This is a genomic window from Streptomyces sp. NPDC006265, assembly GCF_040613555.1.
GTDB lineage: Bacteria > Actinomycetota > Actinomycetes > Streptomycetales > Streptomycetaceae > Streptomyces.
Genome location: NZ_JBEXSH010000131.1, coordinates 1 through 14,275 on the forward strand (window position 1 = coordinate 1; position 14,275 = coordinate 14,275).

The window sequence follows — 14,275 nt, forward strand, 5'->3', positions numbered from 1 at the left end:
GACGACGTCGACCAGCTTGAGCACGGCGAGCATCACGTACGTCTCGGTGGCGTGCCCGCTCACGCAGATCAGGATCAAGGTCCACAGCTCCTTGAGACGGCCGCCGCGCCGACGATGATGCCGCCCAGCATCAGTTCCAGCCCCATCATCAGCATCACGATCGACTGCTGGGTGAGCGCGCCGAACAGGCCGATGCTGAACAGCGCAGCAGCAAGCAACAGGAACAGCTCCAGGCTCATCGGCCCGTCCCTCCCCGTACCGCGTCGTCAGCGGTCCGCGCCTTCAGGTCGTCGCCGAAGCGGTCGTAGCGACCCCGACGAGTAGCCAGGACGACGGTCGCCACGATCGTGGCGAACAGGGCGAGGCCCAGGGTCATCATGGTGAGCATCTGAGGACCCATCAGCGACAGGCCCAGGTCCATGGTCGGATCAGCCGATGGTTTGCCGCGCCGGGACGGCCACGGGGCGAGCAGGATCCCGGCGACGAGTACGGCGAAGACGGCCGCGCAAACCGCGGCCGCGCCATTCTTGTTGTGGACCATGGTCATCGGCATGAGTCCGGCCGGGTTCATCATGTACATCACCATGAACACGGCCATGATGGCCATCTCGATGGTCATCATCAGCACGATCACAACGCCGAGGTAGTCGAGCCCGAGCAACAGCACCTCGCCACCTACGCAGAGCAGCGAGGTCAGCAGCGCGTACGTCGCCCGGGCCATGGAGTCGAACCGGAACACCATGGCTCCGGCGGCCACCGCCAGCAGAGCCAGCACCCAGAAGATCACGTCATCGAGCATCGTCGGCGCACCTCCCTCTCATCGGTTCAACACGATGACGGCCACGAACAGCGCCTGAAGCAGCGTCAGCGGTACCAGCACCATCCAGGCCACCTCCATGTACCGCTCCATCCGCAGCACGGGCAGTGCCCGACGCCCGGCCACCAGCAGCGCCAGGACGGCGGCGGTCTTGATCAGCGTCCACGCCCAGCCCGGCAGCAACGGCCCGTGTCCGCCGCCGAGGAACAGCGGCACGCTGAATCCGGCGGTCACCACCAGCAGCAGCCACCGCCCGCCCAGGAACACCAGCCGGTCCAAGCCCGCGAGTTCGGCGGCCGCACCACCGGCAGCGTCTCGCGACACCGGATACTCGAACGGCCCCCAGAAGGCCATCGCGAGCGCACTCAGCAGATAGACGACGAACGCGGCGGGCATCCACACCGCGAACCACAGGCCGTCCTGTGCCGCGACCACGTCACTCACCCGTAGGGACTCAGCCCCAAGGGCCGCCGTGGTGATCGCGAACATGTGCGGCAGTTCGTACGCCAGGCCTTGGGCCAGGAACCGGTACCCACCGATCAGCGACAGCGCCGAGTTCGGTCCCCAGCCCACCATCCACACCGCTGCCCAGGCCAGCGCCTCCATCGCGTTGAACCACACGATGCCCACGGACGGATCGCTCACGGCACGGAAGCCCCAGGGCAGTACGGCACCTGCGAGCACGGCGGCCACCGGGACCAACAGCACGCCCAGCCTTCCGAGCAGCCGGTCGGCAGCCGTCGTACGACGAGGCTGCTGGACGAGCAACCGCAGGGCCTCGCGTAAGGGGGCCAGCGCCCGCAGCCCGGCCTCCCGGACGCTCCCGGCGGGCCCGCGCTCGGCCGACCCGGACAGCACCGCGTCGAACCCGGCCGCGGCCACGGCCGCCACGGCCAAAGCGAGGGGAAGGACGACGGTCGCCCAAAGGGGCGCTGCATCAGGCATGGGCCGCTCCGGCAACGGGCGCGAGGGCGAGTTCGTCGAGGTCGGGGTCCAGGCTGGCCACAATGATCCGAGCGCAGGCGAACTCTGCGCCGTTCAGCAGTTCGGGGAAGACGTCGAGTAGCGCCCGCGACGGCGGCTGCGGTCCGTCCAGCCGGCCACGCGGGCCGGTCCGGTCATCCGGCGCCAACGGCCGTGTGTCGTCGAGCCCTTCGAGGCCGCGCTCGATCTCGCTCAGCCACATCAGCAGCCGGTCGTACGCGTCCCCGTCCGCAGCGAGCGCGGGTCCGGTCACTCCGGCCGCCCGCGCCCTGTCCGCCGGCAACTCTCCCAGACCGGCGATCGACCAACGCAGCGGCCGGGACCACCCGATTCTGCGAACCGTGCGGCGCAGATCGCCACCGATCCCCTCACGCGACGCCCCCGACAGCACCTCGTCCCGCAGCCGACGGCACCGCGCCGCAACGTCGTCCCAGCCGACGACAGCAAGGAGCCGTCCCGCGCTGTCCAGATGCGCGGCACAGCGCCGCCGCGCTGCACTTCCCCGGGTGACCTCCTCGCCCTGCGCCGCCCGCAGCCACGGCTCGCCCCAGAAGGGCAGCCGATGGCCGGGCGGTACGGGGAGGTGGTCCTCCTCGACTACCTGTACGACGTCTCCCTGCAGGGTGAGACGGAGAATGAGCCCCGTCGGCCAGTCGCTCAGCACGGGGCCGATCGGCACGTGCAACTGGTCGAGCCTCAGCTCATCTCGGTCGTCGCCCCTCTCGGCCATCGGAAGACCTGCCACCTCGCCCATGGCGTGCATGTCGTGACCCATGTGATCCATATGATCCATATGGCCGCCATGGCCTTCGTGATCCTTGTGATCCATATGGTCCATGTGCGCCCCGTGATCAGCGGGTTGGTGGTGCCCATGCTCCTCGTGGCCGGGCCGAGCGGCATGGTCACTCTGGCCGTGGTCCATGCGGTGGTGGTCATGAGTTTGATCGTTGGATGCTTCGGGCGACGAGCTGTCGTGGTGCGTGCCGCGGCCGTGCCCGTCACCGTGGCCCCTTCGATCGCCGTGCTCACGAGCACCAGGCTGGTCCGCCACGTCCGCCACGTCGGCCTCGCGTCGAGTCGCCGTCCTGTCCATCAGGTCCTTGCGAGCCACGTCGAGCGCGGCGGCGATCCGCCCGCGCTCCCCGGCCACGATCCGCTGAGCCGGCTCCGGCATCGACCGTTCGATGCCGTCCAGCCACTCCGCATCCTCGGGCGCCGGGACGCCGCAGACGAGCAAGAGATCCGCGGCTGCGGGAGCATTCACGACGGGCCATCCCCGCCGACGTACCTCTGCCTCGGCCTCCAGCCGGAGCTCTGTCGCTCCGGGCAACGTCACCGCCAGCACCGCCGGGCGGTTCATCGCCATACGCCGAAGAGCGCCTCTCAGGTCCACCTCAGAGCCCCCTCGCGCCAGGCGTATGCCACCGCCGCGAACAGGATGCCGAGAAAGAGGAACATCTCCACGACCGCCGGGGTGCCCACCTCCGAGACGACCTTTGACCACGGGTACATGAAGAGCATCTCCATGTCGAAGGCCAGGAAGATCATGGTGACGGGGTACCAGCGCACATGGAACCGCGACGCGGCGTGCTCCCCCGGCTTGAGACCTCCGGCGAAGGGACCGGTTTCGAGGGGAGCCCGCGCCGCCGCCAGCCAGAGGCTCAGCCCGTAGAGGGCAGCCAGACCGGCCCCGACCACGCCGAGAAGAACCAGCATCGGTTGCCATGCGTCCATCGCGCCCGACCTCCGTCCTCGTCTCCTCGCTATGGTGCGCGACCGGCTGGTTCCGGCCCGGGAGGCACGGCCCAAACCATCGGGAACACTTCCCCCAGACATCCCGTTACCCCCTAGGGGTATCATCATGCCCCTCTCTCGGGAAAGGAGCAGCACATGGTTCAGAAGGTGTACGACGTCCACGGCATGACGTGCGCTCACTGCGTTCAGGCCGTCAGCTCCGAACTCAAAGGCGTCCCCGGGGTAGAGGACGTCCAGGTAGATCTGCCGTCGGGCAAGGTCACCGTGACCAGCGAGCAGCCACTGGATCACGCCGTCGTCGCGTCCGCGGTCGACGAGGCGGGCTATGAGCTCGTCAGCGGAGAAGCCCATTGACGCGGCGGGCGGAGCACCTGCGCCGGACTGTCGGTCACCCCTTTGCCGGGCTCACGGCGGTGACACTGCTCCAGGCTGCGGCCTGCCGCCTCACGAATTCCGGAACGGCGGGCAAGCGGTGCGTGACGGTAATCGCTCAGCGGGCAGCGCGAGAGGGGCCGCCGCACGTGCAGGTCTTCGGAGCCAGACGGCCTGATGCACCTCCTCGCCCATGCCGGCAGCGCCGACACGAGCCGTTCCCCATCGCGTGGAGATCGTCCCCCGACTGCGTGCATAGGGCAATCGTGTAGGGCTCCGGGTTGAAGTCGAGCGGCTCGGGGCTCCTCAGCACGATCGGCAGCCTCAGCCTGTGCCGGTCCCTGCTACGAGCCGGGCTCGTCGACCGGCGATCAGATGACCGCACGAAGCATCACGAGTTGGGGGGTCCTGCAACTCCCCCTGGGTGGCGCGCCGTTGCATGCAATCGCCGACGAACACGGCTGCTGGCGGCGGAAGTCAAGCTTGGCGACAAGGTCCCTCGGGAACAGGGGCGGGGGTGGCTTCGAGTCCGCTACGGTAGCGGTCGGAGAGCAGGCTGAGCGGCCTTCTCCGGTCCCGGGGCCGGCGCCAGTCGGTGGAAACGCGGAGAGCCGAAGCGGAGACGTGACGGTATCGACCAGGAGGGTGAGGCTGCTGCTCCACGGGCCTGCCGCGTCTCCACTCAGCTGGAGGCAGGCGGCGTGGCGGTGGTGGCCGTCGGCGATGAGTGCCTGCCCGACGGACAGGCCACCGGCGAGGAGCGAGAGTTCCGCGGGATCGTCGCAGGCCCACAATACGTGGGTGATCTGTCCGGTCCGGGCAACGGCGACCGGCGTACGGCGGGTGGTGTGGTCCACGAGATGTGCGGTCGTCGACGCTGTGCCTCGGTGGGCCGGCAGCAGTGGCTCCAATTGGGCGCGAAGGCCTGACATATGGGCGGCGCGCTGCCGGGCCACGTGGTTCGACACGTCTTCGTGCGGCAGCAGTTGTCCCGCCTGGCGTGGCAGCAACAGGTGGCTGATAAGGCCACGTTGGAGAATCCGGGCGCCACGCTGTTGCTGGTAGACGTACAAGTGCGGGCCGCTCGTGCCGGCGGAGTACGCCGCGTCGCAGCCAGCGCCCCGGTTCGCGGGCGGCGCCCTGCGGTGCGTCCGCGTACAGCAGTCGCGCCACGTGGTACGGGTGGAGTCGGAGCGCGAACCTGGGCTGGGTGAAGGTCGTCGTACGGCGGAGCGAGACGCTCGGACGGGTCGCCGACACGTTCCGCGTCGTAGCGCACTGCCCGGAAGGGGCGGAGCTGCAAGGGGGCCGGCCCGGAGAAGGGCACCGCAGGAGTGGGCATGAAGGACTCCTGGAAGAAGGCAGGGCCCAGTAGGAGCGGGGCACCGTGTGGTGCCCCGCTCCTGGGCCGGAGGGCCGTTGGGTCAGACGGTCGCGGCGAGCGGCTCGGAGGTCGGCGGCGCCGCCAGTCGGCCGGTGCGGTGCAGGCCGTACAGGGCGGCCGCGCAGGCCAGGCCGAGCACGCACAGCGTGACCCAGGGCAGCGCGGGCATCCCGGCCGCGCGGGCGGCGTCGAGCGCGGCGCCCGTGCCGAGGTTCCCGACGGTGATGCCGATGCCGCAGATCGTGTTGTACAGCCCGTAGTGGGTGGCGACGAGGCGGTCACCGGAGAGACGGACGATGGTGTCCATCTCGAACGGGTAGGCGATCATCGTGCCGATAGCCAGCAACAGCGCGGCGAGCGTCGGCGGAACCGCCGCGAGCAGCCACAATCCGATCCCGGACTCCGGTACCGGCACAGCGGTGGCGGCGAGCAGGGGCACGAAGGCCAGTCCCATCGCCGCCAGCCCGCGCACCAGCGCCTGCCCTGGCTCGTACCGCGCCTTGCACCACGCCGTCACTCGCGTCTGACCGAGGATCGTGGTCAGCCCGGAGACCGCGAAGAGCATCGCTACCGCCGCCGTGCCGAACTCACCGTCGCCGCCGAGCCGGCGTACCTCGAGCGGCAGCGCCAGGTAGACCTGGAAGGACAGGACGTACGAACCGATCATGGCGAGGGAGAAGAGCAGGAACGGCCGGTTGGCGAGGATGCCGCGCCACTGGGTGAGGACACCCTGGCCGGCGTGGGCGTCCTGCCGCTTGTCGTCCTCTGACCTCCTGGCGGGTAGTGCCCGGATCTGTACGACGCTCAGCAGCGCGAAGATCCCGGCCGACACCAGGCAGGTGATGCGGAAGTCCACGCCGGTCAGCACCATGCCGGCCAGCGGGCCGAGCAGGATGCCTGCCTGGTAGAACACGTTGAACAGGGCGAAGGCCTCGACCCTGCGCTCCCCCGCGTCGGCCGCGAGGTACGCCCGTACGGCCGGGTTGAACAGCGCCCCGGCCAGCCCGGTGGCCGCTGAGGCGGCGAGCAGGGCAGGCAGGGAATCGACCAGTCCGAGCGTCGCGAAGCCGAGGGTGCGCAGCACGCATCCGGCGACGATCAGCGGCTTGTAGCCGAGCCGGTCGGCGAGGGTGCCCCCGACCAGGAACATGCCCTGCTGGCTGAAGTTGCGTACGCCGAGGACGAGTCCGACGATCCAGCCGGCCAGCCCGAGCGTTCCGGAGAGGTGGGCGGCCAGATAGGGCATCAGCATGTAGAAGCCGAGGTTGATGGTGAACTGGTTGACCATCAACAGCTGGACGCTGCCTTCGTACGATCGGACCTGGGTGTACAGCCCCTTCACCGGCCCTCCTCCGAAGCGTCGGCCTCGACGTCCGATGCGCCCTGGGCGCCTTGCAGCGTGACGGGATCGACGACGGTGGTGCACCGGGTCCAGCGGGTGACCTCCTTCTCGTCCAGGCGGCCGATCAGCTCCGGTTCGGGTGCCGCTGGCGACTCCAGCAGGCCGTGGGCGGCGCAGTAGTCGTCGTCGTAGACGGTCCCCAGGTATCGCTGCGGACCGTCGGGGAAGATCGCGACGATCCGTGCGTCCGCCGGCATCGTGCGGGCCAGCCAGCCGGCCACCAGCGCGACCGCGCCGACACTCCAGCCACCGGTGGCGTAGTGGGACGAGGCCAGTTGGCGGCAGGTCCACACGGCCTCGTGCGGGGCCACCCAGTGCACCTCGGAGAAGTTCTCGTAGGCGACGTTGCGGGGGAAGATGCTGGAGCCGAGGCCGCGCATCAGGCGGGGTCGGGCGGGCTGACCGAAGATCGTGGAGCCGATGGTGTCCACGCCGACGACGGTCAGCTCGGGGTAGAGCTGGCGCAGGACGCGGGAAACGCCGGCTGAGTGGCCGCCGGTGCCGACGCTGCATACCAGCACGTCGATGTGGCCCATCTCGGCTGCGAGTTCGAGGGCCAGCGGAGTGTAGGCGGCGACGTTGTCGGGGTTGCTGTACTGGTCCGGGCACCAGGAGCCGGGGTGCTGCTCCAGCAGCCGCTGCACGCGGTCGCGGCGGGCCTGCTGCCAGCCTCCGGTGGGGTGCGGCTCGGAGACGACGTTGACCTGGGCGCCGTACGCGGTCAGCAGCCGGGTCATGGACAACTCCAGTCCCGGATCGGTGACCAGGGTGACCGGATGGCCATAGACCATCCCGGCCAGAGCCAGCCCCAGTCCCAGGGTCCCGCTGGTGGATTCGATGATCCGCCCGCCGGGCCGCAGGTCGCCACGGGCACGGGCCCGCTCCACCATGTACAACCCGGGACGGTCCTTGATGCCGCCGGGGTTGAAGCCTTCGAGCTTCGCCCAGAAGCCACGCCCGGTCGGGGCCAGCGGCTCCGACACCCGCAGGAGCGGGGTGTTGCCCACCAGCCCGGACAGGGCGGACTGGCCGGAGGGGGTCGCGGCCTTGGTCAATGACTGCATGTCTTTGTGTTCACTCTCGCTCGATGAATACCGGTGCGGTTCATCTCGCGCGTCCTGGTCATGGGCGGACCATGCGTCCGCGCTCAGGCCATGGGCACGCGGCAGCCGTGAAGTCGGTCGGCTGCGAGCGAGTGGTCTAGATCCGCCACCGCGACGTGCGGACGAGCGCCACGCGGCCGGTGCGTGCGCTGCGACGTCTACGGCGGTCACACCGTACGAGGGGCCTCCCGGCCACCACGGACACGGCAAGGAGTACGACAGACATCGCGCCGAGGGCAAGTTCCTCGGCCGGCTGGGCCGCGGTGCGCACGATCAGGTCCGCCGCACACTCCTCGGTCCCGTGGGGAGCGTGGGGCCCATGAGGGTCCTTGTCCGCTGCCGTCGCCGTCGCCGTCGCCGAGAAGGCCGCAGGCACGAACACCGACTCGTGTGTCTCCTCGGGCACCCCGTGCCCGGCGGTGCAGAGCACGAGCGCCATCATGAGGGCGCCGCGGATCACCGAGACGAATCGGCGGGACAACGGTGAGCCGCATGGGACCCATAGGGGGTGCGCGGGGATACGGGAGTGGGTCGACACAGGTCCTCCGTGCTGCTGCCACGTCTCCGTCAAGCACGGAGAGAGGCGCAGGCATAGGCGGGGGCAGGACGGCTTCGACGAACGTGACGACCCATCATGCGCATGGGACAGGTAGCTCGTCGCGCGGTACCAGCCGAACCGGTGACATCCGGCAGGCCGGTTGGAGGAACTGCATACCTTTAGACCTGTTGCACCATGGAGACTGCTCTGAGAGCCACGGGAGATTCAACTTCCACGGGGTCACCAGCGGTCGGCCCTCGGACGGTTGAGGCGTCGTAGGCGCTGGTCGATTCGCGAACCGACACTGCAAAGCAGGGCGATACCAGGACAGAAGCCTGCTGAGGCTGTCCGGATACGCAGTGCTCGCCAGGATGTGCCGGCCCATGGCTCCCATGGTGATCACCGGCATCCGCGGCGGACAGCGTCGTCGGCTCGATGCCTGCATGGCGACCGCCGCCGTCCGACGCTGCGGTGAAGGCCGTTGCGCTGATGGAGAGGTGCCCCTTGACGCTTTCCATGTGCACGCCGTGGGTCACGAGGACGCCGAACAGGAGCACGGCCATGGCCAGCACGCGCAGCAGCGGACCCACACCGGAGCGAGTCCTGACGATGCGCCAGGGCGACCAAGCCGTAACCATGCCGTGATCCTAGCGGCTCGCTGGAAGTGATCGACCACCCGTGCCGAAACACTGGGTCAACTCGTCAAATGAATGGCTTGTTTGCTACGGCGAGTGCTCAGGCCACCTGATCCGGCCGCCGCATACGGGAGCGGCCCTCACCGGACCGGGTGAGGGCCGGACGCCTCAGTGTGCGCGCCCCGGCCCTTCGTCGGCCGACTCAGCCTGTGAGGGCTGCTCGGACTCGGCCACCACGCCGCCCGCATATACCGTGAAGGCTGCCGTGCGGACCCTGCCCTCATGCTGGAAGTCCAGGAACAGGCGGTATGCGCTGGCGCTGGGCGCCGTCGCCGTGAAGGAGGCCTCGGGGCCGGGCTTGGTCTTGCCGTCGCCGGGCTCGCCGTTCGGGTGGACGTGCAGGTAGGCGAGGTCGCCGGACCGCAGCGCGACGAGGTGGCCGTATGCCCCCAGGCAGGGCTGACGGTTGCGGACCGGCTTGCCGTCCTTCGTCACCGTCAGCGTCAGGTCGTTGGCCCTGCCCGGGGTCAAGCAGCCGTCGAGTTTCACCTCGTACTCGTCAATCCTCGCCGTCGTGTTGCGCCCGGGCAGCGCGGCGGGCTCGTAGGCCCCGGACGCCGAGAGGTCCGCGCCGAGAGTGAGCACGTCCCCGCCCTTGGACTTGAAGTCTGCGAAGACGCGGTAGCCGCCGGCCTTGGGCAGATCCACCGAGGTGGACCAAGTGCCGTCTGCCGCGAGGACGGGGTGTAGGTGCTGGTGGACAGTGAGGTTGCGTGAGGCGAGGATCAGGTGGAGTTCCTTGCCGTGTTCGCGCTGGTACGCGGTGACGTTTCGGCCTGTCCCGTCTCGTACGACGGCGAAGCGCAGGTCGCTCTTCTTTCCGGCTTCGAGTCGCGGGGTCTTCAGGTCGAGCGTGTAGCCGCCCCGTGAGATCTGGAGGCCTCCCGGCGTCATGGCCTCATGATCGCCGCTCTCTTCTTCGTGCCCGGCCTCCCGCATGACCCTCGGATCCCCTATGTGTGCCGTTCCTCGGTTCGGGTGAGATGGCGCCGCCCACGCCGTAGGCGGCCCCGAGAGACGCAGCGAGAGCGACGGCGAAGACGGTGACCCGCAGTCCAGAGTTCATGACCGACTCCTCATCTCCAGGCCGCTACCAGAGGCGGCCGACGATTTCAAATTACCCCCAGGGGGTATCAAGACGAGCGCGATCAAACCTGGGATAGATACGGGCAGGGGGTATACATGCGGCCGTTGCAGTTCCCCCCAGGGGTACCAGATGACTGAGACGCCATCCGCTCATCGTCTCTGGGGAGTCCCATGTCGAACTGCCGCACCCCTGACGGAAGCTGCCACACCAGCGCGGAGATCAAGACGACCTACAAGGTCGACGGCGTCGGCAGCGCCCACGGCCAGGGCGTCGTCGCCAAGGCCGTGGGCGGCCTGGGCGAGATCACCGCGGTCGACGTCGAGATCGGCACCGGCCTGGTCACCGTGAGGACCACCGCCGAACCCGACGAGGCGCTCGCCACCCTGATCGCCAAGACCGTCGACGAGGCCGGCTACGACTTCGCCGGCCGCGTCGCAGCCTGACCCACGCGCCGGGAGGGGGCCGCGCCGAACTTCGCGGCCCCCGGTCCCGCGCATCACGACACATCGCGTCCGCGAGTTCCGAGGAGCAGACATGACCACCACGCCCGGTGCCGCCGAGGTCGAGCCGGCCATCGGCGGCATGGCCTGCGCCTCGTGCGCCGCCCGGATCGAGAAGAAGCTCAACCGCATGGACGGGGTCGAGGCCACCGTCAACTACGCCACCGAGAAAGCCAAGGTCACCTATCGCGAGGACGTCGCCGTCGCGGAACTGATCGCCACGGTGGAAGCCACCGGCTACACCGCACGCGAGCCCGAGCCCCTCCTTCCCGAGCCGGACGCCAGCGGCACCGCGCCGGACGACGGGGCCGAACTACGGCCGTTGCGCCAGCGCCTGACGGCCGCCGTGGTCCTGGCCGTGCCGGTGATCGCGATGGCGATGATCCCGGCGCTGCGGTTCGAGTACAGGCAGTGGCTCTCCCTCACGCTGGCGGCACCCGTGGTGACGTACGCCGCCTGGCCGTTCCACAGAGCCGCTTGGACCAACGCCAAGCGTGGTGCGGCGCAGAACGTCGGAGAGTTCGGCGAACGTCTCCTCGGCATGGACGGGATCAGTGCCGGCGGCATCGGTGACTCCCCGGCGTACATGGCCGTCGAGCAGGCCCACGACGACTTGCCGCAGAGCCCGCGTGGCGGCACTGATCTGAATGAGGTCGTCGACGCAGTAGCCGCCGTCGGCGACCATGCGGGAGACGCCGCATACCTGGCCTTCGATCTTGTTGTGCCGCCGGTTGTCGGGGCCGTGTGAGGGCGTAGGTGGGCGCCGCGCGCACCGGCGCAGTGGGCGACGTCAAAGCCACACGGAAGCTGCTCGGCTCCTTACTCGGACCTCACTCTCCAGCCTGCGCCTGGATACCTCACGAGGTAGGGGCTGAACGGCCCATCAGCCGTGGACCATCCGGCCCCAGACCGCGGCAAATCCCGGAGAGACGATGAGGTGGAAGGCAAAGGACCCTGGTGCCCGGGCTTGGGTACCACCGCCGAAGCAGGTGAATGGCGATGTTCTGGTACGGCCACGACGTCAGCGGTTGGGGCTGGTTCGCAATGTCGGCCGGCATGATCCTGTTCTGGGCGCTGTTCATCACCCTCGCGGTGCTGCTGTTCCGCGCTCTGAACCAGCCGCACGAGCACACGCACACCCCGGCCGCGGCCGCACCGGAGGACATCCTCCGTGAGCGTCTGGCCCGCGGGGAGATTGATGAAGAAGAGTACCGGCGCCGCTCGACTGCACTGCGCGGCGGCCCCGTCACCAAAATCTGAGCAACAGCCGTACTCGTTGCGGCCCCTGCCCTCCGTCGAAGGAGGCTCGCGATGAGCGACGACGGACCTTCCTCAGCATGAGCGCGGCCGGAGCGACGGGCGTGGGTCTGTCCCTGCTCGGCGCAGGACAGGCACCGGCCGCCGCCGGGCCACTGGACACAGCGCCGACCACGCCGTTCGCGGTCGGCGTGCGCCGGTACAACTGGACTCGCGGCAGCCGCTCGTGCACCACCTACGTCTACTACCCGGCCACCGGCACCGCCGGCGGCAACCCGGTGACGGATGCCCCGGTCGCAGGCGGGGTCTTCCCCGTCTGCAACATGACCCACGGCTACGGAAGCAGCCCGCAGAACTCCCTGTTCGTCATCCGGGCCCTGGCCTCGGCGGGCTTCATCGTCCCCGCCACGCACTTCAACCACAACTTCACCGAAGTCAACAACGGCAACACCTCCAAGGACGTCTCGCAGATTGTCCCTCCCCTCATAGCTGAAGACCGTGACTGCAGGGGAAGTTGGGAATCATGGGGGAGAAGCGACGGAAGTTCGATCCGGAGTTCCGTGAGGGGGCCGTACGGATCGTCGCGGAGACCGGCAAGACGATCGCCGAGGTCGCCGAGGACCTGGGGATCAACGAGACCACCCTGGGCAGCTGGGTCTCCCCCGCCCGTCGGGCAGGAACCGCACCGGCCGGCGGGAGTGACGACTGGAGCGTCTGCGGCGGGAGGTCGCCCAGCTCAAGCGGGAGAACAACGAACTGGTCATGGATCGTGATGTCCTCAAACGCTGCATGGTCCTGTGGGTGAAGTTGCCGTGGCGGACCCGGCGTCCGTTGTCGGGGTGATCAGCGACTCCAGGACCGAGCACGGCATTTCGCACCGCGTCTCCTGCCGCGCTCTGGGCGTGAGCGAGGCATGGTTCTACAAGCACCGAACCCGCCGGCCCACCGGGCGTGAGCTGCGCAGACAGCATCTGATCGAAGCGGTGAAGGAGGAGTTCGACGGCTCCGATGGCACCTATGACTCGCCGAAGATCTGGATCAGGCTGGTGAGGCAGGGCTGGCGGGTCTCCGTGAACACCATTGCCAGGATCATGTGCGAGTTCGGTCTGGCCGCGCGGAAGGTACGCAGACGGCGGGGGCTGACCCGGCCGGGGAAACGTCCGGCCGCCCCGGACTTCGTGCGGCGGGACTTCACCGCCGAGGCACCCGACCTGGTCTGGTGCGGGGACATGACGGAGATCGAAACCGGCCGGGGCAAGCTCTATCTGGCCACGGTCATCGACCTGTTCTCCCGCCGCCTGCTCGGCTATGCGATGGGGCCCGTCACGACGCAGAGCCTCCGCCGGTCCCGGAGCGGTTCATCCATGTCACCCGGTGCTCACCTCGCCTTTCGTCAGGGACGCGGCATGGTCGGGCACGTACGTCCGGAGCGGGCGATGCGTGCGCTCGTAGCCCGTGGACGGCGGGCGTGGGGGAAGCTCGAGCGGGGGCTGGCGCACTTCGTGGTACGGGACGGTGGACAGCAGGTGGGCGATCATGTTGATGCGTGCGCTGCGCTTGTCGTCGCTCTCGACCACGTACCAGGGCGCCTCGGGAATGTCGGTGTGCACGAACATCTCGTCCTTGGCGCGGGAGTAGGCCTTCCAACGTGAGATGGACTCCAGGTCCATCGGCGAGAGCTTCCAGCGGGGCGTGGGATCCTCGAGCCTGGTCCGGAAGCGCTGCTCCTGCACGGCGTCGCTCACCGAGAACCAGTACTTGCGCAGCAGGATGCCGCCCTCCACCAACAGCCGTTCGATGACCGGGCACGGGTACAGGAACCTCGCGTACTCCTCCTTGGTGCAGAAGCCCATGACGCGCTGGGCCGCCTGACCGCGGTGTGGCGCCCCAACCGCAACCGAGCAGCCGGATACAGCGCCACCCTGCGGTCGAACAGGACGATCTCGCCCGCGGCGGGCAGGTGCTCGACATGGCGCTGGAAGTACCACTGGGTGCGTTCGCGTTCGGTCGGCTTGGGCAGAGCGCCACGATCCGCGCCACGCGGGGGTTGAGGTGTTCGGCGACCCGCTTGATGGTGCTGCCCTTTCCTGCCGCGTCGCGGCCCTCGAAGACCACGACGAGCCGGGCGCCCTCGGCTCGTACCCACTCCTGGAGTTTGACCAGCTCCACCTGGAGCCGCAGCAGTCCTCGCTCGTACGCCGCGCGCGGCAGCCTGCCGCCGGTCGGCTGCTTCTTCCCGGCCATCCGCTGTCACCTCTTCGCACCGACGTGCGTGTCAGTCTGACGCCTTCCCGATGTCCCGCAGCACGTCCGGCTGTACAGCGAGACCGATGGTCAGCGCGGGGGCGTCGATGTACTCGCGGCGGTTTTGCCGGTTCACC

The 14,275-nt window shown here is 69.0% G+C and carries 13 protein-coding genes and 7 pseudogenes; 7 read left to right on the forward strand and 13 right to left on the reverse strand.

All coding sequences use genetic code 11. The features are described 5' to 3' along the window. Positions 1-98 precede the first annotated feature (98 nt). From ABZ281_RS13695 to ABZ281_RS13715, 5 genes and pseudogenes are all read right to left on the reverse strand, one after another. Positions 99-239: pseudogene (locus ABZ281_RS13695) on the reverse strand (NADH-quinone oxidoreductase subunit K); the annotation flags it as partial. After that, positions 236-799 (reverse strand): NADH-quinone oxidoreductase subunit J, encoded by a 564-nt coding sequence (locus tag ABZ281_RS13700; RefSeq protein ID WP_356655167.1) that lies wholly within the window; start codon positions 797-799, stop codon positions 236-238. The gene ABZ281_RS13700 and the pseudogene ABZ281_RS13695, both read right to left, overlap by 4 nt. Positions 800-817: 18 nt before the next feature. Continuing rightward, positions 818-1,762 carry an NADH-quinone oxidoreductase subunit H gene (locus ABZ281_RS13705; protein ID WP_356655169.1) on the reverse strand — a complete coding sequence of 315 codons (945 nt, stop codon included), beginning with the start codon at positions 1,760-1,762 and terminating at the stop codon, positions 818-820. Then, entirely contained in the window at positions 1,755-3,194 is a 1,440-nt protein-coding gene (locus ABZ281_RS13710; protein ID WP_356655171.1) for a hypothetical protein, read from the reverse strand. Before ABZ281_RS13710 ends, ABZ281_RS13705 begins: the two co-directional genes overlap by 8 nt. Beyond that, positions 3,185-3,535 (reverse strand): NADH-quinone oxidoreductase subunit A, encoded by a 351-nt coding sequence (locus tag ABZ281_RS13715; RefSeq protein WP_356655173.1) that lies wholly within the window; start codon positions 3,533-3,535, stop codon positions 3,185-3,187. The genes ABZ281_RS13710 and ABZ281_RS13715 overlap by 10 nt, the downstream gene beginning before the upstream one ends. A gap of 156 nt (positions 3,536-3,691) precedes the next feature. Here ABZ281_RS13715 and ABZ281_RS13720 point away from each other — a divergent pair, with 156 nt between their 5' ends. Both ABZ281_RS13720 and ABZ281_RS13725 read left to right on the forward strand, forming a co-directional pair. After that, on the forward strand, positions 3,692-3,910 hold the full coding sequence (locus tag ABZ281_RS13720; RefSeq protein WP_356655175.1) for a heavy metal-associated domain-containing protein: 219 nt from the start codon (positions 3,692-3,694) through the stop codon (positions 3,908-3,910). Between the two features lie 299 nt (positions 3,911-4,209). Then, positions 4,210-4,296 (forward strand): annotated as a pseudogene (locus ABZ281_RS13725) (deaminase); the annotation flags it as partial. Positions 4,297-4,299: 3 nt separating this feature from the next. Here the strand turns inward: ABZ281_RS13725 and ABZ281_RS13730 are convergent. The 6 genes and pseudogenes from ABZ281_RS13730 to ABZ281_RS13755 form a co-directional block, all read right to left on the reverse strand. After that, entirely contained in the window at positions 4,300-5,001 is a 702-nt protein-coding gene (locus tag ABZ281_RS13730; RefSeq protein WP_356655177.1) for a DUF1015 family protein, read from the reverse strand. A gap of 351 nt (positions 5,002-5,352) precedes the next feature. Then, positions 5,353-6,654: an MFS transporter gene (locus ABZ281_RS13735; RefSeq protein WP_356655179.1), complete on the reverse strand. Its 1,302-nt coding sequence runs from the start codon at positions 6,652-6,654 to the stop codon at positions 5,353-5,355. Continuing rightward, positions 6,651-7,778, reverse strand: coding sequence for a PLP-dependent cysteine synthase family protein (locus ABZ281_RS13740; RefSeq protein ID WP_356655181.1), 1,128 nt, complete (start codon positions 7,776-7,778; stop codon positions 6,651-6,653). The genes ABZ281_RS13735 and ABZ281_RS13740 overlap by 4 nt, the downstream gene beginning before the upstream one ends. A gap of 136 nt (positions 7,779-7,914) precedes the next feature. Next, positions 7,915-8,298 carry a hypothetical protein gene (locus ABZ281_RS13745; protein WP_356655183.1) on the reverse strand — a complete coding sequence of 128 codons (384 nt, stop codon included), beginning with the start codon at positions 8,296-8,298 and terminating at the stop codon, positions 7,915-7,917. A gap of 236 nt (positions 8,299-8,534) precedes the next feature. Beyond that, entirely contained in the window at positions 8,535-8,945 is a 411-nt protein-coding gene (locus ABZ281_RS13750; RefSeq protein ID WP_356655185.1) for a hypothetical protein, read from the reverse strand. Positions 8,946-9,158: 213 nt separating this feature from the next. After that, positions 9,159-10,116 (reverse strand): annotated as a pseudogene (locus tag ABZ281_RS13755) (hypothetical protein). Positions 10,117-10,307: 191 nt separating this feature from the next. On the opposite strand from ABZ281_RS13755, the gene ABZ281_RS13760 reads away from it, so the two are divergent. Both ABZ281_RS13760 and ABZ281_RS13765 read left to right on the forward strand, forming a co-directional pair. Further along, a complete protein-coding gene (locus tag ABZ281_RS13760) occupies positions 10,308-10,580 on the forward strand; it encodes a heavy-metal-associated domain-containing protein (protein WP_356655187.1) in 273 nt (90 codons plus the stop codon). Positions 10,581-10,671: 91 nt separating this feature from the next. After that, positions 10,672-11,226, forward strand: a pseudogene (locus tag ABZ281_RS13765) (cation transporter); the annotation flags it as partial. Here the strand turns inward: ABZ281_RS13765 and ABZ281_RS13770 are convergent. Next, positions 11,197-11,322: pseudogene (locus ABZ281_RS13770) on the reverse strand (metal-sensing transcriptional repressor); the annotation flags it as partial. The pseudogenes ABZ281_RS13765 and ABZ281_RS13770 sit on opposite strands and share 30 nt — an antisense overlap. Before the next feature lie 314 nt (positions 11,323-11,636). Between ABZ281_RS13770 and ABZ281_RS13775 the strand changes: the two are divergent. The 3 genes and pseudogenes from ABZ281_RS13775 to ABZ281_RS13785 form a co-directional block, all read left to right on the forward strand. After that, the gene (locus tag ABZ281_RS13775) at positions 11,637-11,897 is read left to right on the forward strand and encodes an SHOCT domain-containing protein (protein WP_356655189.1); all 261 of its coding nucleotides are present in this window, start codon (positions 11,637-11,639) and stop codon (positions 11,895-11,897) included. Positions 11,898-12,417: 520 nt separating this feature from the next. Continuing rightward, a complete protein-coding gene (locus ABZ281_RS13780) occupies positions 12,418-12,699 on the forward strand; it encodes a transposase (RefSeq protein WP_356655191.1) in 282 nt (93 codons plus the stop codon). Positions 12,700-12,877: 178 nt separating this feature from the next. Next, positions 12,878-13,159, forward strand: a pseudogene (locus tag ABZ281_RS13785) (IS3 family transposase); the annotation flags it as partial. Positions 13,160-13,261: 102 nt separating this feature from the next. On the opposite strand, the pseudogene ppk2 reads toward ABZ281_RS13785, so the two are convergent. Beyond that, positions 13,262-14,138: pseudogene (gene ppk2 / locus ABZ281_RS13790) on the reverse strand (polyphosphate kinase 2). Positions 14,139-14,275 lie beyond the last annotated feature (137 nt).

What these genes read in the sequence shown, in the direction of transcription:
- ABZ281_RS13700 (WP_356655167.1), bottom strand. Translation starts at nt 799, where the DNA reads ATGCTCGATGACGTGATCTTCTGGGTGCTGGCTCTGCTGGCGGTGGCC.
- ABZ281_RS13705 (WP_356655169.1), bottom strand. Translation starts at nt 1,762, where the DNA reads ATGCCTGATGCAGCGCCCCTTTGGGCGACCGTCGTCCTTCCCCTCGCT.
- ABZ281_RS13715 (WP_356655173.1), bottom strand. Translation starts at nt 3,535, where the DNA reads ATGGACGCATGGCAACCGATGCTGGTTCTTCTCGGCGTGGTCGGGGCC.
- ABZ281_RS13720 (WP_356655175.1), top strand. Translation starts at nt 3,692, where the DNA reads ATGGTTCAGAAGGTGTACGACGTCCACGGCATGACGTGCGCTCACTGC.
- ABZ281_RS13740 (WP_356655181.1), bottom strand. Translation starts at nt 7,778, where the DNA reads ATGCAGTCATTGACCAAGGCCGCGACCCCCTCCGGCCAGTCCGCCCTG.
- ABZ281_RS13760 (WP_356655187.1), top strand. Translation starts at nt 10,308, where the DNA reads ATGTCGAACTGCCGCACCCCTGACGGAAGCTGCCACACCAGCGCGGAG.
- ABZ281_RS13775 (WP_356655189.1), top strand. Translation starts at nt 11,637, where the DNA reads ATGTTCTGGTACGGCCACGACGTCAGCGGTTGGGGCTGGTTCGCAATG.
- ABZ281_RS13780 (WP_356655191.1), top strand. Translation starts at nt 12,418, where the DNA reads ATGGGGGAGAAGCGACGGAAGTTCGATCCGGAGTTCCGTGAGGGGGCC.